The 23649-nt window shown below is 50.4% G+C and carries 12 protein-coding genes and 2 pseudogenes; 7 read left to right on the top strand and 7 right to left on the bottom strand.

All coding sequences use genetic code 11. From position 1 onward, the window contains the following. Positions 1–114: 114 nt before the first annotated feature. The 5 genes from tcyA (at position 115) to NYE28_RS01875 (ending at position 3861) form a co-directional block, all read left to right on the top strand. Positions 115–912 (top strand): cystine ABC transporter substrate-binding lipoprotein TcyA, encoded by a 798-nt coding sequence (gene tcyA / locus NYE28_RS01895; protein WP_003156373.1) that lies wholly within the window; start codon positions 115–117, stop codon positions 910–912. Then, positions 899–1603, top strand: a complete 705-nt coding sequence (locus NYE28_RS01890) for an amino acid ABC transporter permease (RefSeq protein ID WP_003156375.1) — start codon at positions 899–901, stop codon at positions 1601–1603. The genes tcyA and NYE28_RS01890 overlap by 14 nt, the downstream gene beginning before the upstream one ends. A 12-nt stretch (positions 1604–1615) precedes the next feature. Beyond that, positions 1616–2359 (top strand): cystine ABC transporter ATP-binding protein TcyC, encoded by a 744-nt coding sequence (gene tcyC, locus NYE28_RS01885; protein ID WP_025284215.1) that lies wholly within the window; start codon positions 1616–1618, stop codon positions 2357–2359. A gap of 99 nt (positions 2360–2458) precedes the next feature. Continuing rightward, a complete protein-coding gene (locus NYE28_RS01880) occupies positions 2459–3088 on the top strand; it encodes a YitT family protein (protein WP_025284214.1) in 630 nt (209 codons plus the stop codon). A gap of 98 nt (positions 3089–3186) precedes the next feature. Beyond that, positions 3187–3861: a 4'-phosphopantetheinyl transferase superfamily protein gene (locus tag NYE28_RS01875; protein ID WP_160223415.1), complete on the top strand. Its 675-nt coding sequence runs from the start codon at positions 3187–3189 to the stop codon at positions 3859–3861. Here NYE28_RS01875 and NYE28_RS01870 read toward each other — a convergent pair. Then, entirely contained in the window at positions 3856–5166 is a 1311-nt protein-coding gene (locus tag NYE28_RS01870) for a PLP-dependent aminotransferase family protein (RefSeq protein ID WP_043021389.1), read from the bottom strand. The genes NYE28_RS01875 and NYE28_RS01870 overlap by 6 nt on opposite strands. Positions 5167–5287: 121 nt before the next feature. On the opposite strand from NYE28_RS01870, the gene NYE28_RS01865 reads away from it, so the two are divergent. After that, on the top strand, positions 5288–6247 hold the full coding sequence (locus NYE28_RS01865; protein WP_059366607.1) for a DMT family transporter: 960 nt from the start codon (positions 5288–5290) through the stop codon (positions 6245–6247). A gap of 139 nt (positions 6248–6386) precedes the next feature. After that, a complete protein-coding gene (locus tag NYE28_RS01860; RefSeq protein ID WP_015239136.1) occupies positions 6387–6782 on the top strand; it encodes a YcxB family protein in 396 nt (131 codons plus the stop codon). Positions 6783–6816: 34 nt separating this feature from the next. Here the strand turns inward: NYE28_RS01860 and NYE28_RS01855 are convergent, their stop codons facing one another. From NYE28_RS01855 to srfAB (NYE28_RS01830), 6 genes and pseudogenes are all read right to left on the bottom strand, one after another. Beyond that, on the bottom strand, positions 6817–8127 hold the full coding sequence (locus NYE28_RS01855) for an aminotransferase class I/II-fold pyridoxal phosphate-dependent enzyme (protein WP_043021388.1): 1311 nt from the start codon (positions 8125–8127) through the stop codon (positions 6817–6819). Positions 8128–8248: 121 nt separating this feature from the next. Further along, on the bottom strand, positions 8249–8980 hold the full coding sequence (gene srfAD / locus NYE28_RS01850; RefSeq protein WP_012116775.1) for a surfactin biosynthesis thioesterase SrfAD: 732 nt from the start codon (positions 8978–8980) through the stop codon (positions 8249–8251). A 19-nt stretch (positions 8981–8999) separates the two neighbouring features. Continuing rightward, a complete protein-coding gene (srfAC, locus tag NYE28_RS01845; RefSeq protein WP_305175672.1) occupies positions 9000–12836 on the bottom strand; it encodes a surfactin non-ribosomal peptide synthetase SrfAC in 3837 nt (1278 codons plus the stop codon). A 34-nt stretch (positions 12837–12870) separates the two neighbouring features. Further along, positions 12871–20412, bottom strand: a pseudogene (srfAB, locus tag NYE28_RS01840) (surfactin non-ribosomal peptide synthetase SrfAB); the annotation flags it as partial. After that, positions 20358–20522: a competence protein ComS gene (gene comS / locus NYE28_RS01835; protein WP_012116773.1), complete on the bottom strand. Its 165-nt coding sequence runs from the start codon at positions 20520–20522 to the stop codon at positions 20358–20360. The pseudogene srfAB (NYE28_RS01840) and the gene comS, both read right to left, overlap by 55 nt. Before the next feature lie 16 nt (positions 20523–20538). Continuing rightward, positions 20539–23631: pseudogene (srfAB, locus tag NYE28_RS01830) on the bottom strand (surfactin non-ribosomal peptide synthetase SrfAB); the annotation flags it as partial. Positions 23632–23649 lie beyond the last annotated feature (18 nt).

Genomic DNA, 23649 nt, shown 5'->3' with positions numbered 1-23649 from the left:
AATTCCCGCTTATGAAAACCAATTACTTGACTCATACTAAAAAAAAGTTATCCTTTACAATTGGGAGCTATTTTTTCTCAATAAAACTACTCAGAAAAGTGGGGAATAAAGAAGATGAAAAAAGCATTATTCGCTTTGTTCATGATGGTCAGCATCGCAATGCTTGCAGCCTGCGGAAACTCACAGGACAGCGGATCTAAGTCAAAAGACGGCGATCTTTGGGCTTCTGTCAAGAAAAAAGGCGTACTGACCGTCGGCACAGAAGGAACGTACGAACCGTTTACCTTCCATGATAAAAAGACTGACAAACTGACCGGATATGATGTTGAAGTGATTCAAGAAGTCGCGAAACGCCTCGGTCTGAAAGCTGACTTCAAAGAAACGCAATGGGACAGCATGTTTGCCGGATTAAACGCGAAACGGTTTGACGTCGTTGCCAACCAAGTCGGCAAAACAGGCCGTGAGAACCAATATGATTTTTCGGATAAATACACAACGTCAAATGCAGTCGTCGTGACGAAAAAAGACAGCACGATTGCGAAAGAGGCTGATGTCAAAGGAAAAACAGCGGCTCAGTCATTAACAAGCAATTACAATAAATTAGCGAAAGAAGCCGGCGCGAAAATTGAAGGCGTTGAAGGCATGGCTCAATCCCTTCAGCTCATTCAGCAGGGCCGCGCTGATCTGACTTACAACGATAAGCTTGCCGTACTGAACTACTTAAAAACGTCCGGCAATAAAAACGTGAAAATCGCGTTTGAAGCAGGCCAGCCGCAGCAGACGTATTTCGCATTCCGAAAAGGAAGCGGCGAACTTGTGACTCACGTCAACAAAGCGTTAAAAGAAATGAAAGAGGACGGGACTCTTTCTAAAATAGCGAAAAAATGGTTCGGCGAAGATGTTTCTAAGTAACATGCCGGAACCCGTGATTGCAACAGCCATTCCTTGGGATCTGGTGCAGCAGTCATTCTGGCCGATTCTTTCCGGGGGAATCTATTACTCGATTCCCCTTACCATTCTTTCCTTTATTTTCGGAATGATCATCGCGCTGATTACGGCGCTCGCCAGAATGTCAAATATGAAACCATTGAGATGGGTGTTCAGCGTATACGTATCAGCGGTGCGCGGCACTCCTCTTCTCGTTCAATTGTTCATCATTTTTTATCTGTTCCCGACATTTAATATTACGCTGGACCCTTTCCCAAGCGCAGTCATCGCGTTTTCGTTAAACGTGGGCGCCTACGCTTCTGAAATCATCCGGGCATCTATTTCATCCGTGCCGAAAGGGCAATGGGAAGCCGGTTATACGATCGGCATGACCTATCGCAAGACATTGTTCCGCGTGATCCTGCCGCAGGCGTTTCGCGTGTCCATTCCGCCATTATCAAATACATTTATCAGCCTGATCAAGGATACATCTCTCGCGTCACAGATTCTCGTCGCGGAGCTGTTCAGAAAAGCGCAGGAAATCGGCGCGCAAAACCTTGATCAAATCTTGGTCATCTATATTGAAGCCGCCTTTATTTATTGGATCATCTGCTTCTTGCTGTCAATCGTACAGCACGTGATCGAACGGCGTCTCGACCGTTATGTGGCCAAATAAGGAGGTTTCGATATGCTTTCCGTCAAAGGATTAAATAAATCATTCGGACAGAATGAAATTTTAAAAAAGATAGATATGGAGATAGAAAAAGGGAAAGTCATCGCCGTTCTGGGACCGTCCGGTTCAGGAAAAACGACGCTTCTGCGCTGTCTGAACGCGCTTGAGATCCCCAATCGCGGCGAGCTGGCATTCTCCGATTTTTCAATAGATTTCTCCAAAAAAGTGAAGCAGGCTGATATTCTTCGCCTCCGCCGCAAATCAGGCATGGTCTTTCAGGCGTATCATCTGTTTCCTCACCGCACGGCGCTTGAAAACGTCATGGAAGGACCCATTCAAGTGCAAAAGCGCGACAAGGAGCAAGTCAGAAAAGAAGCGATGGAGCTTCTGGAAAAAGTCGGACTGAAAGACAAAATGGATTTATATCCGTTCCAGCTTTCCGGCGGTCAGCAGCAGCGTGTCGGCATCGCCCGCGCGCTTGCGATTCAGCCCGAGCTGATGCTGTTTGACGAACCGACGTCAGCGCTTGATCCGGAGCTGGTCGGCGAGGTGCTCAAAGTGATTAAGGATCTGGCGAACGAAGGCTGGACGATGGTCGTCGTCACCCATGAAATCAAATTCGCGCAGGAAGTGGCCGATGAAGTCATCTTCATTGACGGCGGCGTCATTGTGGAACAAGGACCGCCGGAGCAAATTTTCTCCGCGCCGAAAGAAGAACGCACGCAGCGGTTTTTAAATCGTATACTGAATCCTTTGTAGGAGCGGGAGAAGAAGCGAAACACTGATTTCGCTTCTTCTTTTTTTTGGCGGTTATGCTACAATGACAATTAATGAAATTTTATGAAAGAAGGGACCTCTTTGAAGCGGGAATTCTTGATGCGCTGGACGTTTTATTTTGCCGGTCTGTTAATTTTGTCTTTCGGGGTATCGTTAACCATTAAAGGAAAAGCTCTCGGCATCAGCCCTTGGGATGCCTTTCATTATGGGCTTTTTCAGCATTTCGGGCTTTCTGTCGGCCAATGGTCCATCGTGGTCGGCGCGGTCATCGTGGCTTTAACCTGCCTGTTCACAAGGACACTCCCGAAAATCGGCGCTATCTTAAACATGGTGCTGATGGGAATGTTTATTGATTTCTTTTCGTTTCTGCTTCCTGAGACGCACGCTTTTTCCTTAGCGGCCGTGTGTTTTTCTATCGGATTGCTGCTGATCGGCTGCGGCGTCGGTATTTACGTATCAGCAGGGCTCGGCGCGGGCCCCCGGGACTCTCTGATGATGCTGATATCTGAAAAAACAGGCTGGAACGTGCAATGGGTGCGGAACGGCATTGAGCTGACGATTCTTGCCGCAGCCTGGATGATGGGCGGACCGATCGGTGCCGGAACCATTATTACGGCTGTTTTGACGGGGCTGATTCTGCGTTTTTCTTTGCCGCAGTCCTCTAAACTGTTAACATACGCGATCTCCGGGCGGGCAACGTCCGTTCATTAAAAACAAAGCCGAAACGGTTTTGTTTTTTTCTTTTCGGACAGCTTTCGTCTGATATGATAGGATGGTTTTGACAATATTTTCAGACGGAGGATCTGGACATGAATATTTACGGAGTATATATGGACCGCCCGCTTTCTGCAGGGGAAGAGGATCGGATGATGGCGGCCGTGTCCGCCGAAAAGCGGGAAAAATGCCGGCGCTTTTACCATAAGGAGGATGCTCACCGCACCTTGATCGGCGACATGCTGATCCGCACCGCTGCGGCGAAGGCTTACGGACTTGATCCGGCCGGGATTTCATTCGGCGTCCAGGAATACGGAAAGCCGTACATCCCCGCGCTTCCGGACATGCACTTTAACATTTCCCACTCCGGGCGCTGGATCGTGTGCGCCGTTGATTCAAAACCGATCGGCATTGATATTGAAAAAATGAAGCCCGGCACGATTGATATCGCCAAACGGTTTTTTTCGCCGACGGAATACAGTGATCTGCAAGCGAAACACCCCGATCAGCAGACCGATTATTTTTACCACCTGTGGTCGATGAAAGAAAGCTTTATCAAGCAGGCCGGAAAAGGGCTTTCCCTGCCGCTTGATTCATTCAGCGTCCGCCTCAAAGACGACGGCCATGTGTCCATTGAGCTTCCGGACGGGCATGAACCTTGTTTCATCCGCACATATGATGCGGACGAGGAGTATAAGCTGGCCGTTTGTGCGGCGCATCCCGATTTTTGTGACGGGATTGAGATGAAAACGTATGAAGAGCTGTTATAAGCAATCCGTCAGCATTTTGATGCCTCGCGTGATATCCCCTGTCTTGACGTTGGACACGTTGAGTTTGATGATATTTTCTTTCGGAAAATCCGATAGGTAATGGCTGTCAATCGGCTCCACCAGCACGCCTTGCGCTTTCAGACGCTGCACAACTCTTGAAGCGGAAAGGCTTTTCTCCAGTACGAGATGGGTATGGATCGACGTTTGCTTTACAGAAAAACCGTCGTACTCCTGCAGCGCGTTTTGGAGCAGCTCGGAACGTGCTCTGTAAGAGGCCCGGATTTTTTCTTTATGCCTTTTGAACATGCCGCTTTTGATATACACTTCAAGGGCCGCTTGGGATATCATCGAACAGTCGATATCGCTCAGCTTTTTATACGTATGGAAAACCGGGGCCAGCGAATCCGGGAGCACAGCCGCTCCAACACGCAGCCCCGGAAAAATCATTTTCGAAAAGCTTTTCAAATAAATCACGCGGGAAGACAGATCGTAGGCGTACAGCGGGTCTGCCTTCTGATTGTCCTCTAAATCTCCTAGGAAATCATCCTCAACCAAATAAACGTCATACGCCTCCGCTAATCGGACAAGCTCTCGTTTTTGCCATTCTGTCAGAGAGCTGCCGAGCGGATTATGAAATCGGGGCATCGTGTAAAAAAACTTAATTTCCTCCGTCTGAAACAGCCGCTCGACTTCCGCCATATCAAGCCCCTCAGCCGTCCGTTTAATGCCGCAGGCGGGAAGGCGCAGCGCTTCAAGCTGCTCCACCATCAGATGATAGCCCGGCTGTTCGATTAAAATCTTCTTTTTTCCGTTCGGAAACGGCATCAGAGACAGCAGGGATAACGCCTGCTGCACACCCGAGGTGATAAAAATGTTCCGCTCTTTTGCAAATACCTGATAATCGGATAACAGCTTCTGAAGCACCCGGATTAAAGACGGAAGCCCCTGCGGCGTGCCGTAAATGAACAAATCATTTTTATACATATCAATGGCTTTGTTGATGCAATGCTGAAAGTCGCGGTACGGAAAAATATCAGGGTCCGGCGCCGAGGCTGCAAAATCAATGATACCTGTTTGTTCTCGCTCCTGCTTTTTGTCATTTTTAATAAGATAGTAGCCGCTTTTCGGCACGGCATAAATAATGTGCCGTTTTTCAAGCTCCTGAAGCGCACGGATGACGGTGCTTTTACTGACGTGAAAACGCTCGGCCAGCTGCCTGATAGAAGGCAGCCGCGCCCCTTCCTGAAAAGTGCCGCCTTCAATGAGACTCTCCACTTCTATCATCACGTTCATATACTTTTCCATGCTGAACCTCCATCTGTACCGGTACAGTTTATCATTATTCTCATTGTACTGCTTCTTCCCTTCCCATACAATAAAAGGGAGCGGCCGGCGCTCGATCTCATTAAAGGAGTTCGTAAAGATGATTAATCAAAACCGTTTGGCTGCTGCTTACCTCGCTGCCATTTTAAATGCGCTGATTATCGGTTTTTCCTTTATATTTGTCAAGATTGCGCTTCAATCCGCCAATCCGTTTGATATATTGGCTCATCGGTTCACAGCGGCCTTCATCTGTGCAATGCTTCCTGTTTTATTCGGCTGGATCAAACTGTCCGTCAGCTGGAAGAATGTGCTGGCGATCTTGCCTTTGGCCCTTTTATATCCGGCTTTGTTTTTCAGTTTTCAGGCGTTCGGCCTTTTGTATTCTTCATCATCGGAAGCCGGTATCATTCAAGCCGCCATCCCGATTTTTACGATGCTGTTTTCGTCTTACTTTTTAAAGGAACGTCCGACATGGGCGCAAAAGGGATTCACATGCCTGTCAGTGGCCGGGGTGGTATTTATTTTCACAATGAAAGGGGTGTCCGCGGAATCGGCGAGTTTTAAAGGTGCTTTCCTGATCCTGTTGTCCGCGCTGTCCTCCGCCCTTTACAATACGGCAGCGAGACGCATGACCCAGCGTTTTTCATTGGGTGAGCTGACCTGGTGCATGTCTGCGATCGGCTTTGCTTCCTTCAACTGCATCGCTCTCTTCCGGCACGGAGCGGAAGGAACGATCGGGCAGTATTTTCTGCCCTTCCGCGATCCCGGTTTTATCGCAGCGATTCTGTATTTAGGCATTTTGTCTTCTCTCATTACATCATTGATGTCAAACTACGCGCTGTCCAAGATTGAAGCGTTTAAGATGAGCGCCTTTAACAATTTGTCCGTCATCGTGACGATGCTTGCGGGTGTCCTCGTTCTCCATGAGTCACTCCGCTGGTATCATATCGCCGGCGCCGTCTGTATCGTCATCGGAGTCTTGGGAAGCAATGCTTCAGGACGGCGAAAAAAAAGCATATTACGACATAGGGGAAAAATGAAAGGAAACGAAGACGGAATATGATCAACACACGAAATGAAAATATCTATCTCGCGGGCTGCTTAACATTTGCCGATGTAAGAAAACACTTTGCTTATCATCAAGGAAAATCCGCGGCTGTCTGTTTTTTGATTATGCTGCTGGCTTCTGCCATCTGTTTTGAATGAACGGCCCGGTTACAGGCGGCACATGGGGCGTCAGAGCTCTCCTGAATTTCCTTGCAGCTGTGATTCTCTCTTTGGCAGTCACGGTGATCGCAACGGCAATCTCATTCTTCCGTCTTTACAGAACATACAAAACGAATCAGCGGCTGAAATCTGCCAGAAGTATTACGATTCATCAGCTCGGAATCAGCCAAAAACAAAAAAACGCAAGCATTCTTTTTGAATGGGATGAACTGCTCTCGGCTAGGGAGCACAAAGATATGTTTCGATTACAAACATCGGGTTACGGAACACTTCTGCTGCCGAAACGACTTTTCTATTCGCAAAAAGATATCGCCGTTTTCAGGCAAATGCTCCGGGAAAATGTAAATGGGAAAGTAAATGTAACAGAATAAAAGACAAAAAGGAGGGTGTCCCCCTCCTTTTTTGTCAGCCTGATATTTCCGCCTGTTTCTGCAGCTGCTTTGCTTCTTGATAAATTTCTTCGAACAGATCCGCGATGTGTTCTTCTTCAACACATGAAAATGCGATTCGCAAATCGGTTTCATTAATGGATATCGTCCCGATTCCTCTCTTTTCAAGCAACGATACTCTCAATTCGCCGGCGTTTATGTCTTTCAGCCGGACACACATGAAATAACCCGAGTTAAACGGATAAGGCGTCCATACGTCTTCATAGTGCTTGTTTTCTGCAAGAACGGCTTTCACTTTGTCAGCCCGTTTTTTCATGATGTTATATTTCAGCGATTTTTCTTTCTCGTATTCCGGTGACTGCATCGCCCGCAGCATAAACGTTTGGGACGGGTGCGGGGCGCTTGAAATCGTTCCCCTGATAATCCCTTTTGTTTTTTCCTCAAGCACGCGCAGCGCTTTTTCGCTTTTTGTGCTGTACGTAATAAAACCGACGCGGAAACCCCACGCGTAATTTTCCTTCGTCGCGCCGTCTATTTTTACGCAAAGCACCCGGTCGTGCACTTGGGCGAGTTTGCTGAAGATGGATTCCTGAATGGCCGTTTCATCGTAAAACAGATTGTAATACGCATCGTCTACGAGCACGACAATCTCTTTGCCGGCCTCCGCCGCCTCCAGGATCACGCTGACGATTTCTGCCGCTTCCTCTTCTCCCGGCGTGTAGCCTGTCGGATTATTCGGGAAATTCAGCACGACAATCGCCTTTTCTTCCTGCTTTTTCAGCAGCTCGGACAGCCCCGCCGCATTAAAACGCCCATCCTGCTGAAAAAGCGGGTACGTCTCAATGGATGCCATGCGCCGGACACCGAAAATGAAATTGTAATTTCCCCAATATTTATCAGGCAGAAGCAGCGTATCCCCTTCATTGACGAACAAGTCGGCGGCGATGCTCAGCCCGTGTGTTAAAGCGTTTGTCACGATCGGCGTGCTGATGTCTTTGCCGGCTAATGAAGGATTTTCGAGACGCATTTTTTTCAGCCATTCCTGTCTGAGCGGCTCTTTTCCCTGCGGCGGAGCATAATCGTAGATATCATCGGGGTTATAGGCGGACAGTGTCTCTTGAATATGGGAAAAGTGCATGGACTCGCCCTGTGAGGTGGCGATTCCGATCGTGGCATTATACTTTCCGGCCTTGGCTTTCGCTTCCGCCGATTGTGTCAGCACCCCTTTCGGATAAAACAACTCTCTGCCCAAATCAGAAAGCATATGAAGCACGTGCGGGTTTTCTTCAGATAATGTTCTGTTCAGCTCTTTTGCTGCATCATTCATGTACGACAATCCCTTCAAAATTATATTCCATCAAATCATAACATAAAATTTTTGATAAATGAGAAAACTCGCGGGCAGATTTTGTTACAAAAAACAGACAGCGAATGCTGTCTGTCATATCCTATAACAATTGGCCTGCAGTGCTCCTGTTAATAATCTCATAGATTCGTTCCGCCACTTTTTCAGTTTCACTTAATATGAACATGTGGCCGTCCGAAAACTCATGAAATACGGGATTGTCGGCCCATTTTTTCCATCCGTCCGCATCTTTGATACATTTTTTATCTTTCCGCCCGTTAAATATATGGACGGGTGATTGAATGATGTGAGAATCAGACGGACGGAAGCTTTCAAGCGCGCGGTAGTCGGATCTGAAAGAAGGCAGGAAAAATGACATGACCTCCTTATTCTCCACTAACTCCTGCGGCATTCCGCCAAGCTCGATAATATGGGCGAGAAATTTTTCATCATCAAGATGAGACACTTTTTTCCTTTCCACATGCGGCGGCTGAATGGCTGAGATGATCACGGCCTGCGGGTAAATGCCCTCCCGCTCCAGCTTTTGCGCCAGCCTGAAAGCGACCATGCCTCCCATACTGTGGCCGAACAGCACAAACGGGCGGTCGGGATGGAGATTCAACTCCTGCTTGTATAAACTGACAAGCTGTTCAAAATCCTCAACGGCGGACATTTGATTTGTTCCGTGTCCCGGCGGCTCCGCGGCAAGCATCTCACACTCACCTTGAAGATAGGTGTGGAGCGGGCGGAATGATGCGGAATAGCCTCCTGCGAACGGAAAACAGATGAGCTGCGTTTTTTCTGTGGTATCGAACGATTTAAAGAGCTGGACCATTGGCGGGCTTCCTCCTTTTCTATCGTGAAGTTGTCAGCTTCAGATGTTCCTTCTTTAGGAATTCGAGCAAATATGCCGCATTCCTTTCGAGACATTCTCCCTGAAGCATTTCTGCGTGCGTGCCGCAGCCTTTTTTCACACGGTATTCACCTGTCGTGGCTTCTTCCCACGAAGCGAGCCACGGCGGCATCGCAAAGTCCGGTTCTGACGTTAAAAGATCTATATCCGCATTGACCGTGCCGGTGCTGACGGTATGCACGAAATAAGAATAAAACGCGTTTGTTTTTTTGGCGAGACCTTCTTTGACAGCTTCGTCATTCAGCGCTTCATTGTCCCGGTTTACCTTCATCAGCGCCTGGACATCACTTTCTACGGTGCGGCCTTCCAAGTCGCTGACGCCTTGTTTTTTATAGGAATCAACCATGATCAGCCGCTCCACTTTACGGCCCCCTGCTTCAAGGCGTTTGGCCGTTTCAAAGGCGAGCGTGCAGCCTGCCGAGTATCCGAACAGCTTGACCGGTCCTTCCGGCTGGAGCTGATTGATCAGCTCTGTGTAGCGTTCGATGCGGTTGTCTTCCTCAATAAAATCAAACGCACAGATTTTATAGCCGGACAGCTGTTTTGCCAGCGGCTGGTACATCAGCCCGTAACCGAGAACCGGCGGGAACGCAAACAGTGTGTCAGACTGATTTTTATTCATGATGGTGAGATCTTTCATTCCTTTTTCTTCACCGTGAAGCAGATAACCGGCAATGTCTGCAATTGTCGTCGCTTCGAATAACAGCTGCACCGGAATGTCCGTACCGAGCTCTTTTTTAATGCGCGACGCTGCCGTCATCGCTTTTAAGGAATGGCCTCCGAGCGCGAAGAAATCATCATGAATCCCGATCTGCTGTCTGCCGAGGATGTCGGACCAGATGTGTGCAATCGTTTCTTCCGTCGCGTTTCGAGGCCCGATCCATTCTTTGGCCGCCTGAGCCTGATCCGGTTTCGGCAGCTGCCGTTTATTGACCTTCCCGTTTGTCGTTAAAGGAAGCTCCTCTAAGAAAGTAAAGGTTTGCGGCACCATGTAAGCAGGAAGCTGTTTTTTCAGGTGCCTCTTTACGTCTTCAGCTGAAAGCGGCGTCCGGTTCACGAGGTAGGCGTTGATTGATGCATCTCCAGACTCATGGCGGTCTGCAACAACGACCGCATCTTTCACACCCGGGTATTCCTGCAGCTGCTTTTCGATTTCTTCAAGCTCAATCCGGTGTCCGCGTATTTTGACCTGATCGTCAATACGCCCGGCGTATTCAATTGTTCCATCCGGCAGCCAGCGTGCTAAATCCCCTGTGCGGTAAAGCATTTCTCCCGGCTTGAACGGATTTGGGATAAACGTTTGCTTCGTCAGGTCATGACGGTTCAGATACCCTTTTGATACACCCATTCCGCTGATGCACAGTTCACCGACAGCTCCAAACGGCTGAAGCTGATTTTGCCCGTTAAGAATATAAACACTGGCATTGCTGATCGGCTTTCCGATCGGCAATGAGGAAAGGGAATCCGGTATATCATGCACGACGTGAGCTGTCGCAAACACCGTTCCCTCAGTCGGCCCGTAGCAATTAATCAGCTTGCCAGGCCCCATGATCTCAAGCGCCTTTCTGACGTGAGGCACTGACGCGCGCTCACCCCCGAATAACACACAGCGAAGCCCCTTCAGCCACTCCTCTCCCGCATCGGTGAGAAGATTAAAAAGTGCGGTTGTCGCAAACATGACATTGACATTCTCCTGCCGGATCAGATCAGTGAGCCGTTCTGTATCAAGCAGTGTATGTTCATCTGCGATAATGAGCCGTGCCGCATTCAGTATTGATGCGTAGAAATCAAAGGTAAATGCGTCAAAGGCGTAATTGGAAACAGATAAGAACGTATCTTTTTCAGAAAATGCCATGTAGTCTACATGCTTGACCAATCCTTGAATATTGGCATGAGTGGTGATATTGCCCTTCGGCTTTCCGGTTGTGCCGGACGTATACATAATATACGCCGGATCATCGGGATCAATTGCGGCTGCAGGATCGCTTGCCTGTTCCTCAAACCGTGCTTGATCATCGATGATGAGTGTTGTTCCTGTATACGGCAGCTGAGCCGCTTTTTCTTTCATCTCCTGATGTGTCAGCAGACAGGCTGCCGCACTGTCAGCCAGCATGTACGAGATTCGGTCCTCCGGCAGCTTCGGATCAACCGGCAGATAAGCCGCTCCCGCTTTTAATACGCCGAGAATGCCGATCACCAGCTCAAGCGAGCGCTTCGTGTACAACGCGACAACAGTGTCCTTACCCGCACCTTGCTTTTGCAAACGGCGCGCAAGACGGTTCGCTTCCTCATCTAATTCACGATAGGAAAGAGTCTGGCCGGAATACGTAAGCGCCGGTGCATCTGGATTTACATTCACCGCTTCCTTGAACCAATCTGTCAGAGGCTTCGCCTGATGAGTCTGAGCCGGCGGGTTTAAGCCGGTAAGCAGAAGCTCTCTTTCCTTTTCATCAACAAGTCTGATCGTATTGACAGGCTGATCCGGCTTCTGGATGAGCTGCTGAATCGCTGTGAGAAGCTGAGATTTTAAGCGCAGAATAAACGCCTCATCAAACACATTCCCGTTATAGGCAAGCTTAATCAGCATCTCATCACCTGGAGAAGCCATCAGGTTGAGATCATAATTCGATTTCTCAAAAACATGGACGTCCTCCATATCAAAGCCGTTTTCACTGTTCTCTTCATTTTTTGCATCCTGAAGCGGATAATTTTCAAACACAATGATGTGGTCAATCAGCTTTGGCTGATCGGCCTGGCTTTGGATGTCATAGAGCGGTACATATTGATGCGGCTCAGACTGCAGCGATTGTTCCTGCAGCTGCTTGAGCAAGCCGTTAAATGTGGTATCCTCAGACAGCTTCACCCGCCTCGGGACAGCATTGATAAACAGCCCGACCATATGTTCAACACCTTTGATTTCTGCGGGACGCCCGGAAACGACTGTGCCGAAGATCAAATCGCCAGACTGCTGATAGCGGCTGATTAATACACTCCAAACCGCCTGCAGCGCCGTACTCAAAGTGGTATGCTGCGATTTTGCAAGCTCGGTAAATGCTTTTGTTTCCGCCTCCGGCAGTGAGAAGAGCAGCTCTTTCGGCTCATAGCCGTCCTTTTGTTTCTTTCTTTGCTCCGCAAATGTCGTTTGTCCTTCAAAATCTTCTAAGTACCCGCGCCAGTAATGCAGTGATGCTTGTTTATCCTGCTTTTCAAGCCACTTGATATAGTCTTTATACGGTTTGACCGGCGGCAGGCTGTACGGCTTTTGTTCGCGCAAGGCATTGTATACCTTAAACAGATCCTGCACGACGATGCCGAAGCACCAGCCGTCCAAAATGATGTGGTGGTAGCTCCACACCCATTCAAAGCTTTCTTCCGATTTTTTAAAAATGGCTGCCCGCATCGGAATATCCCGCGTCAAATCAAAGCCCTTGATCTTATCCTGTTCTTTGTATTCATTGATTTTGGCTGTTTGCTCGCTGTCCGTTACATGTGTCAGATCGATTTCTTCTATCTGAAACTGCCGTTTTTTCAATACGACTTGGACCGGCCTTTTTACTTTTTCGTGAATGAACACGGTACGAAATACATCGTACCGGTCCATGATCACATTCATGCTTTCTTCAAGGCATTTGATATTCAAGCTGCCTTTTACTTTCATTGTCATTTGTTCGATGTAAAAACTTTGGCCGGGATTCAGGAGAGTATGAAACAGCATTCCCTCCTGCATCGGCGACAAATAATACATGTCCTGAACCTGATCTTTGCTGAATTGGCTCATCTGCTCCGCTCCCCCCTTCTGTGATCTGTTTTTGTCACGTTAAATTCTCCTCAAGCATGTCAAAGATGTCTCCCATTTCATCCATCTCAAGATCCTGCGCGCTGAAATCGCTCGGCGTAAATTCTTTCTCCTCTTTGGCCGTGCAATGGCGGATGATCATTAAGAGATTGTCTTTAAACCGCTGCATCTGTGTTTCGACGGTGCTTCTTTCATATTCTTCCTGATTGTATGAGCAGGAAATGACGAAGCGGCCGCCTGTAACCATCCCGCTGAAGCTCAGTGCGTATAACGCCTCTGACTCTTCGCTGACTTGACGTCCCATATCATATGGAGACGGCTCAAACCATTCCGTTTTCACTTCATTGTCAAACTGCCCCAAGTAGTTAAAACTGATTTCAGGCGTGACGCCTTTTTCTGTTTTATCGGATGACAGATACCGGAGAATCCCGTAACCGACGCCTTTATCAGGAACGCGCCGCACCGTCTCTTTTACCGTTTTAATGACGGAAGAGACGCCGTCTTCCTTGCTGATCTGCAGAATCAAAGGATATTGGGCCGTAAACCAGCCGACCGTCCGTGAAATATTGACATTCGGTATGATTTCTTCCCGGCCGTGTCCTTCTAAGTTGATGCCGACTTTGCCGTTTTCCGTCCATTCACCGATCGTTAAGCCGAGCGCGCTGAGCAGAATGTCGTTGATTTCCGTTCCGTACGGATGATGAACATCTGTGAGCAGCTGTGCCGTTTCTTCCTCAGTCAATTCACATTTCACGGCCGCCGTATGTTTGACGAGCCGTTTGTTCGGATCATGGTCTTTCGGCAGCGGCTGGAGTTCTTCCGCATCTGCCTGCGCCCAATAAGCCGCCTGCTTTTTCAGCTCTTCTGATTGCGCAAATGTGTTCAGCACCTCCGCCCAATCTTTAAAGGAGTGGGTTTTCTGCGGGAGGACGATGCTGTTTTGCTGCTGCGCCTGTTTATAACCTGAAGCGAAATCCTCAAGCAGAATTCTCCATGAAACCCCGTCCACGACGAGATGGTGAATCGCGATTAACAGATGATCGCCTTGTTCTGTCCGGTATTGCTCCGCTTTTAACAGCGGGCCGTTCTCCAGATCAAGACTTCCCTGAAGATGATCGGCAAGCCGCTGAATCTGGCTTTTCAGCATATCCTCGTCAGTTCCGTACAGATCAACGATTTCAAAGCTTGCCTTGCATTCTGTGACAGGGAGGTATGTCTGAATGATGCCTTCCCTTTCTTCACGGTAAACCATGCGGAGCGCATCATGGTGTTCAATCAATGCTTGCAGGGTTTTTTCCACCAGGTCCGGATCAAAGCCGTCTTTCGCGTGAAGCATGACGGATTGGTTCCAGTGGTGTTTGTCCGTGAAGTTTTTCTCAAAGAACCAGCGTTGGATCGGCGTTAAGGCCGCTTCGCCTTCGACCGGTCCTTGGTCGGCCTGCTTGCCTTCCGTCCGCTCCACATACGAGACGAGCTCTTCGATGGTCGGATGCTGGAAGAGGTCTTTCATCTCCAGCTTGTAGCCGTGCTGGTTCAGACGGCTCGCCATTTGGATGCCTTTGATCGAGTCCCCGCCGAGCGTGAAGAAATTATCGCTTACGCCGATCCGGTCAAGACCGAGCACTTCCTGCCAAATGTCGGAAAGCAGCGTCTCCATCTCCGTTTCCGGCGCTTTGTACGCGGCGCTTCCCGCTTCAATGTCAGGCGCCGGCAGGGCTTTTTTGTCAATCTTTCCGTTCGCGGTGACCGGAAGCTCGTCCATCTCCACCCAGAACGCCGGCACCATGTAGTCAGGCAGCGTGTCTTTCAGCGCGGCTTTGAGCGCTTCAATATCGTCCTGCTGAGGCGCGACATAGGCGCAAAGCGCGGTATTGCCCGCTTTGTCTTCCACGGCAGTCACCGCTGCGTTATGAACGTCCGCAAGCTGGGCGAGGCGGACTTCGATTTCTGAAAGCTCGATCCGGTAGCCCCGCACTTTGACCTGCTGGTCGATACGCCCGATGTATTCGATGCCGCACTGCGCGTTCCATTTGACGAGGTCGCCGGTCCGGTACATGCGCTCGCCGGGCACGAACGGATCGGCGGTAAACCGCTTCGCCGTTTCTTCTTCACGGTTCAGGTATCCGCGCGCCAGACCGCGGCCGGCCACGCACAATTCACCGGCAATGCCTTCCGGCTGCACCTGATCGCCGTCGCCGAGAATATACGCTCTCGTATTGGCAATCGCCCGTCCGATGGAAAGCGATCCTTCCTCCGGATTGATGACGCCGCTTGTCGCGACGACGGTGTTTTCCGTCGGGCCGTAGTTGTTAACGATCGTGTACGGCTGTTTCACCGCCCGCTTCAGCTTGTCGCCGCCGACGAGAAGCATGCGGAGAGAGGTATTTTCCAGCTCCATAAATTGTTCGGCCAGCTGCGTCGGCAGGAAGGTGATGGTCACGCCGTTCTCCTCGAAATAGTGATTTAAGCGGGTGATATCCAGCCGGATCGCTTCGTCAATGACATGAAGCTCCGCGCCGATGGTCCATGTCGGGAACATCTCCCAGATGGAGGCGTCAAAACCGAAGCCCGCGTATTTGGCGCTTTTATCATCCGCCGTCATGGCGAATGCGTCGTGATGCCAGAAACACAGGTTCACCAGCGCATGGTGTTCGACCATGACACCCTTCGGCTGTCCGGTCGTTCCTGACGTGTAAATCATATAAGCGAGATGATCCGCCGTTGTTTCCGTCTGCGGGTTCGCTTCATCGTTTTCATCAAGCGGCAGGCTCAGAATGGAGCGTCCGCCGTCAAGCAGAATCGTTTCTCCGTTGTAGCTTTCCGGCACGTCGAGCGCTTCCTGTGTAAGAAGAAGCTTGGCGCCGCTGTCCTGCAGAATGTAGCTGATCCGCTCTTCCGGATAGTCGGGATCAATCGGCACAAATGCCGCGCCTGCTTTCAGGACGCCGAGTACGCCCGCGGCCATTTCCAAGGACGGTTTCGTCAAAATGCCGACACGTTCGTCAGCCGTGACGCCGCAGTCCATGAGAATGCGCGCGATCCGGTTCGCCCTTGCGTTCAGCTCGCCGTACGTCCATTTCGCGCCGTTGTATGCCGCGGCCGGCCGGTTCGCGTAGCGGGCGGCCGTTTCTTCAAAGAGACGGTGAACCGTTTTGTCCCGCGGCACAGAAATTGTTTTTCCTTTCCATGCGTTGAGGAGGGCTTGTTTTTCAGCATCGCTGATCAGTGAAATCTCAGGCAGCTTTCTGTCCGGACTTTCTGCCGCTTGCTTCAGAATCCGCAGGAACCCGGCGCTCCACTTTTCAATTGTTTCTTTTTTAAACAGATCAGTCGCATATTCAAACTGAAGGCCGAGACCTTCTTGATCCGTAAAGCCGCCGAGTGTCAGATCGAATTTCGCCGTGCCTTGGTTTGACTCATACGGAGTGATGCGCAGGTTCTCCAGTTCCAGTGTTTCTTTATCCGGATCTTCTGTCGTCACCATCACCTGGAACAATGGGTTACGGCTCATATCTCTCGGCAGGTCAAGCTTTCCGATCAGATCTTCAAACGGATAATCCTGATGCGCCAGCGCGTCGAGATTGGTTTGTTTCACCCGTTCGAGCAACTCGGCAAAGGTCTGCTCTTTTTGCGTTTCATTGCGAAGCGCAAGCGTATTGACAAACATCCCCGGCATTTCCTGAACTTCGGCGCTCGTTCTTCCGGCGGTCACCGAACCGATAATGATATCGCGCTGCCCCGTGATTTTCCTCAAAAAGACATGGAACGCGGCGTGAAGCACCATATGAAGAGTCGCTCCCGATGATTCCATTAATTCACGCACCGCTTTTTCCGTTTCACGCCCCGCTCTGAAACGGACGGATTGTCCTTTAAAACTTTGAACCGGCGGACGAGGGAAATCGGTCGGCAGATTCAATTCAGGAAGCTCGCCGGAAAATGCGGAGAGCCAATAACGCTCATGGTCTTTCATCCGTTCGGCCTGCTCGGGTTCATTCTGCCAGACGGCGAAGTCTTTATAGTGCAGGTTCGGCGACGGCAGGCTTCCGCCTTTGTAAAGATGAGCGAGCTCTTTGACCAGCATGCTTCTGGACACGCCGTCGGCAATAATATGATGCATATCCAGCAGCAGCAGGTGTTTCTTTTCATTCAGTCTGACAAGAGCGGCCCGAATGAGCGGAGCCGCACTCAGATCGAACGGCTTAATGAATGCCTGAATGATAAGATCCGCTTTCTCCTCGTCTGCTGCTTCAAAGATGTGCAGGTCGATGTCAGCCTGTTCTGCGATCTGCTGCATCGGGCGGCCGTTTTGATCGATAAAGGACGTCCGCAAAGACTCGTGGCGATTGATCATCTGATTGAGCGCTTCCTGAAGCCTTGAAATATTGACTTCTCCTTCCATCAGAAGAACGGACGGCATATTATAACTGATTGTCTCCCGGTCAAGCTGGTTCAGGACGTACATCCGTTTTTGGGCGGATGATAACGGGTACGCGTCTGCACTGTCGGCCGGTGAGATCATCCGATATCCCTCAGATACCGCTGATTTTTCGATATATGCGGCAAGCAGGCGGACAGTCGGCTGTTCGAACAGCGCTTTTAACGGAACCGTTTTGTCCAGTTCAGCCTGAATATTGGCGAGGAGCATCATGCCTTTTAAAGAGTGCCCGCCGTAATCGAAGAAATTATCGTCGATGCCGAGCGTATCCGTACCGAGTGTCTGTTTCCAAATGCGGCACAGCTTTTCCTCCAATTCCGTTTCCGGCAAGGCTGAAGCTGTTTGCGCCGTTTGGCTGACGCCCGGTTTCGGAAGGGCGTTTTTATCGGCTTTTCCGTTGGCTGTGAGCGGAATGCGGTCTACTTGCATGAAATAAGCCGGAAGCATATGAGACGGCAGTGTTTCGGAAAGCCGTTTGCGAAGCTCAGAGCCTTTCAGCCCGCTGTCGGCTTTATAGTACGCGCACAGTTCCGGCAGCCCGCCTTTGCTGACTGCGAGAACGACCGCCTCCTGAATGCCGTTTACGCTTAACAGCACAGTTTCAACCTCTTTTAATTCAATGCGGTAGCCCCGGATTTTCACCTGATCATCCGCACGGCCGATAAATTCAATCGTCCCGTCAGGAAGCCTGCGGACGACATCTCCCGTTTTGTACATGAGGCTGTCCGGTGAAAAAGGATTTGAGAGAAATTTCTCCGCCGTCAGCTGCGGACGGTGAAGATATCCTCTGGCAAGCCCCTTCCCGGTAATATAAAGCTCGCCGCTTGCGCCCGGAGGAACGAGCTGCATTGCTCCGTCCAATACAAGCGCGCCGGTATTCGCGATCGGGCGGCCGATGACGGGACGCTGTTCATATTGATCAAGGCGCTCCATATTGATCCGTCCGGCAATGGCGCCGATCGTCGTTTCCGTCGGCCCGTAGTGATTGATGAAGTCGGTATGGGCGTATACGTCATGATACTTGCGGACATCGGACGTGATGATCTTTTCTCCGCCGAGCACCACTAAACGAAGCGGGCTGAAACGGCGTTCTGACGTAAAACGGGCTGTATTGACGGTCATATGGAACAATGACGGCGTCAGTTTCATATACGTAATGCCGTTTTTCTGTATATACTCACCAAGCTGATCAGGCGCGGTGTACGTCTCTTTCGGCACAATGTGCAGCTCGCCGCCCGCCTGAAGAATCGGGAATATGGCCGTATAGCCGAGATCAAATGCGTAAGAAGACAGCAGCACAGATTTGTCAGCTTCGGTCAAACCGGCTTCACGGCTGAACCATGTGACATAATTGATTAGATTGCGGTGCTCCAGCTGGACGCCTTTCGGTTTGCCCGTTGTTCCCGAGGTATAAATGATATATGCAAGCTGGTCGAAGCCGGGCTCCGTTTCAAGCCGGTCGGCGCTTTCGTTCTGCCATTCTCCGTCTTCCATTACGACCGTTTTTCCTTTATAAACGGCGGCCGCGGTCATGTTTCTCTCATTGACGACCAGAAGCTTCGTTCCGCTGTCTTCAAGAGAGTAGCGGATTCTCTCTTCAGGAGTCTCGGGATCAATCGGGAGAAATGCCGCTCCGGCTTTCATGACGCCGAGAATCGCGGTAATCAAGTCGGCCGAACGATCCATCATAATGGCTACGATGTCCTCACTGCCCGTTCCGCAAGCCTGAAGGTGGCGGGCAAACCGGTTCGAGCGTTCATCAAGCTCACGATATGTCAGACTTATTCCGCCCGCAACCGCCGTGAGATCAGGCGTTTTTTGCGCTTGCCGTTCAAACAGCGAAACAAAAGTGCCCTCAGGCAGATCCGCTTCCGTACGTTTTTCATCAGAAAGGAGCGCTTCCCGTTCAGGAGCGGACAGCAGGCTTGCGTCGGCCAGCTGAATATCCGGATTTTCAGCGCAGGCTTTAATCAGATTGACAAAATGAGCGCTCCAGCGGCGGATGGTTTCGTCCGCAAATAAGGCTTTCGCGTAATCAAAACTCAATCCGACCTCTTCTCCGCGTTCAGCCGCTTCTAAGGAAAGATCAAATTTAGCGACATGATGATGCATGGAGTATGAAGAAATCTCCAAATCTCCGAGCCGCAGAGCCGGGATCTCCATGTTCTGCATATTAAATAACACGCTGAACAGCGGACTCCGGCTTGTGTCCCTCGTTAACGGCAGTTTTTCAATTAATTCTTCAAGCGGATAGCTTTGATGCTCAAAAGCTTGAAGGCTCGCCGTTTTCACCTCATCCAGAAATTGTTTGAACGTTTTTTTGCCGGCAGGATGCGACCGAAGCGCAACTGTGTTGACAAACATGCCCGGCACGTCTTGGAGATCAGGATGCTGTCTTCCGGCCGCCGGAGACCCGACTATGATGTCTTCCTGCCCCGAATATTTGGACAGCAGCACTTGAAAAGCGGCTAACAAGAACATGTACATCGTCGTATCCGTATCAGCCAGCAGCTTCTTAATCTGCGCCGTCACCTGTTTATCAAGCCCGAAGATGACGCGTTCCCCTTCAAAACTGCGCTCGGCAGGACGCGGGAAATCAAGCGGCAGATCCAACACCGGCAGATCGCCTTTGAACGTATCAAGCCAGTAGGCTTCGTGCTGATCGAGATTTGCTTTTTCACGCTGCCAGACTGAAAAATCCTTATAATGAATCTTTGGCAGCGCAAGCTCCGTGCCTTGATAAAGCTTCGCAAGATCACCGATGAAAATGCCCATTGAGCTTCCGTCCGTAATAATGTGGTGCATGTCAATCAGCAGAAGATGCCGGTCTTCTTCAAGCCGGATCAGCTTCGAACGGACAAGCGGCGCGCGGTTGAGCGCAAACGGCCTGATAAAGGCTTTTGTCAGCTCTTCTGCATCTTCTTCCCGGCCCTCGGCGGTTTCAAGCTCAAACGACACGTTTTTGTGAATGGTCTGCACGACTTCTCCCTCTGCCATGTCAAATGACGTACGCAGTGTCTCATGACGGTTGATTAATGCCTGCATGGCCTCCTCAAGACGCTTTTTGTCTACTGACCCTTCCAGCAAAAGTACAGCAGGGACGTTGTAGCTCGTGCTGGCCTGTCCGAGCTGATTAAGGATATACATCCTGCGCTGTGCTGAGGAAACAGGATAATGCTTCTGATAAGGCGCTTGTCGGATCGGTTCAAACTGCTGCTCCTCCTCGCTCTCATGCTGCAAATAATGCGCTAGCTCCTGAATGGTCGGCTTTTCAAATAACACTTTAATCGGTACTTCTTTTTGAAAGTGCTCCTGGATTTTAGCGGTCATCATCATGGCTTTTAAAGAATGTCCGCCAATCGTGAAGAAATTGTCAGTCACACCCGCTTTTACACCGAGAATGCCTTCCCAAATGTCAGCGAGTTTCTGCTCCGCTTCCGTTTTCGGCGCTACGTATTCTTTTTGAACGGCTTCAGCCTGAGGCTCAGGCAGCGCTTTTTTATCAATTTTTCCGTTCGCCGTAAGCGGAAACTGATTCATCTGGATGAAGTGCGCGGGAATCATATATTCCGGAAGTGATTCCGAAAGTGTTTTGCGCAGGTCTTCCGGCGAAAGGGCTTGGTCTGCCGTAAAGTAAGCGCAGATTTCATTTTCATCCGCTTTATTTTTCCGGATCACAGCCGCAGATTCCGTCACATTCTCCGCCTGGCTGATTTTCGCCTCGATTTCGCCGAGCTCGATTCTGAAACCGCGGACCTTTACTTGGTTGTCAATTCTGCCGAGAAACTCGATCGTGCCGTCCGGAAGCCACTTCGCCAAGTCCCCCGTCCGGTATATCATTTCATCCGGTCTGAACGGATCGCGGACAAACTGCTTCTCCGTTAATTCAGGCAGGTTCACATAGCCTCTTGCCACTCCGCTTCCGCCGACGCACAGCTCACCGGGCGCGCCGATCGGCTGGAGATTGCGGTTTTCATCCATAATGTACGCAGTGGAATTTCCGATCGGCTTCCCGATCGGGACCGAACCGTCATAATCCTGATCAATGAGAAAACTCGTCGAAAACGTCGTATTCTCCGTCGGCCCGTATCCGTTCCAAAGCGACAGCTCCGGTGATGCCTTTCTCACTTTGCTGACGATATGCGGCACAAGCGCATCACCGCCGATGATGAGGTGCCGGAGCGTGTTAAACATGCCGGCATCCTTTTGGGCAAGCTGATTAAACAGCGGAGACGTCAGCCACATGGTCGTGATCCGCTGCTCTTTCAGAAATTGGGCGAATTGTCCGGCGTCAAGCAGCGTCTCTTTTTTCACCGGGTGCAATGACGCTCCGTTCAGCAATGCGCCGAAGACTTCGAAGGTTCCGGCATCAAAGCTGACGGCTCCCGTTTGCGCCATCCGGTCTTCTTCATGAACCGGCACGTAATTCGAATGTTTGACGAGCCTGATGATATTTCTGTGTTCAATCATGACGCCTTTCGGTTTGCCGGTCGATCCGGATGTATACATGATATACGCCAAGTCGTTGCCGCCGGCCGGAAGATTCAAGTCTGTTCCGCTTACCGTTTCATCCGCGCTTTCATCCAGCATGACGACCGGGACTTGCAATGCGCCCGCTTGTTCTTGATAGTCCTGAACTGTCAGTACGAGCCGAATCGAGCTGTCTTCCGCCATAAAGCGGAGACGGTCCTCCGGAAAAGCCGGATCAATCGGCACATATGCGCCGCCTGCTTTTAGGACGGCAAGCATTCCGACAACGGTTTCCGCAGACCGGTCGTTCATAATAGCGGCGGTCCGGCCTTTTTCCAGCCCGCTCTTCACAAGGTGTCTCGCCAGACGGTTGGCCGCTTCGTTCACTTCACGGTAGGTCCATTCGCGTCCCGCTTCTTTTATCGCGATGCTTGCAGGCGTCCGGTTTGCCTGTGCTTCAAACAAACGGTGAACGGCCTCCTCTTCCGGAAGCGCCGTTTTCGTATCATTGAATATCTCAACAATCTGCCGCTCTTCTTCGCCTGAAACAAGGCCGAGTTCCCGCACGGGCGCGTCAGGCGTTCCGACCGCGGCTTTCATCATGCGGGTCAGATGGTGCGCCGTTCGTTCGATGGCATCATGAGCGAAAGCCGCTCCGTTGTATTTGATTTTGACAGTCCACGTTTTTCCCGGATACACGATGAGATTGAAATCAAAGCTCGTCTGCTCAAAAGCATGTTCAACTTTAATGGAAAAGCCGAGTCTTTCCTCCATGCCCCCGTTTTCCAGCTCTTTGTCCAGCGGATAGTTTTCAAACGCGACCAAATGATTTAAGAGGCTGCCGTCCAGGGCGGAGCGCTTTTGAATGTCATAGAGCGGCACATAATCATAGCGCTCGGCTTCCACGGCGTTTTTCTGAACTGCCGCCATCACGTCCGAAAAGGCTGCATCTTTGTCAATCTTGATTCTGACGGGAATTGTATTGATGAACAGCCCCGCCATCGTTTCTATGCCGTTGATTTCTGAAGGACGGCCTGATACGACGGTGCCGAACACCACATCGTCTGTATAGTTGTATTTGCTGAGCACCGCACCCCAAACGGCCTGAAACAGGTTAGGCCCCGTGACTTGATGCCGGTTGGCGGTCTGCTGAATCTGCGCGACCAGCTCTTCATCCCAGACAAAAGAATATTCTTCATTTTGGTAGTCTTTCTTTTCTGCTGCCAGACGGCCCGGGAGCAGGCTCGGCTGTTCGAAATCCGCCAGGCGGCTGCTCCAATATTGTTCCGCCTCCTCATAATCCCGGCCTCCGAGCCATTTGATATAGTCAGAGTAAGGTTTGCCCTGGCTTCCCCCGGCGGGCCGGCCGGCACGAAGCGCTTCATAGTTTTGGAACAGGCTTTTCATCAAAACGCCCATACTCCAGCCGTCCATGACGATATGATGATTGCTCCAGACGAGATACAGCTCCTTCTCACTGAGTCTGAACACCGCCGCTTTAAAGAGAATATCTTTCGCCAGATGAAAGCCCTGCTGCTGCACGCCGCGTTTATAGCGTTCAATATATTCGGTTTGGCGCGATTCATCTAATTGACTGATATCTTCATAGTGCACCTTCGTCTTCCGCTCCGCCAATACGACTTGGCGCGGTTTTTGAAGCTGCTGGTGCACGAATACCGTACGCAAAATGTCATATGTCCGGATCAGCTCATTGACGCTTTTTTCAAAAAGCTCCAGCTGAAAGCTTCCGTGAATCCTAAGCTCTAATTGTGTGAAGTAGGAGGAAGAATACGGATCAAGCAGCGCATGATACAGCATTCCCTCCTGCATCGGTGTGAGTGCATACACCTTTTGAATCGATTTTTTGCTCATATGTCACCTCTGTCTTTT

It is taken from the genome of Bacillus sp. FSL R5-0443 (assembly GCF_038608285.1).
GTDB lineage: Bacteria > Bacillota > Bacilli > Bacillales > Bacillaceae > Bacillus > Bacillus velezensis.
Note: the sequence above shows the minus strand (reverse complement) of the source record. Positions and strands in the feature narration are given on the sequence as shown.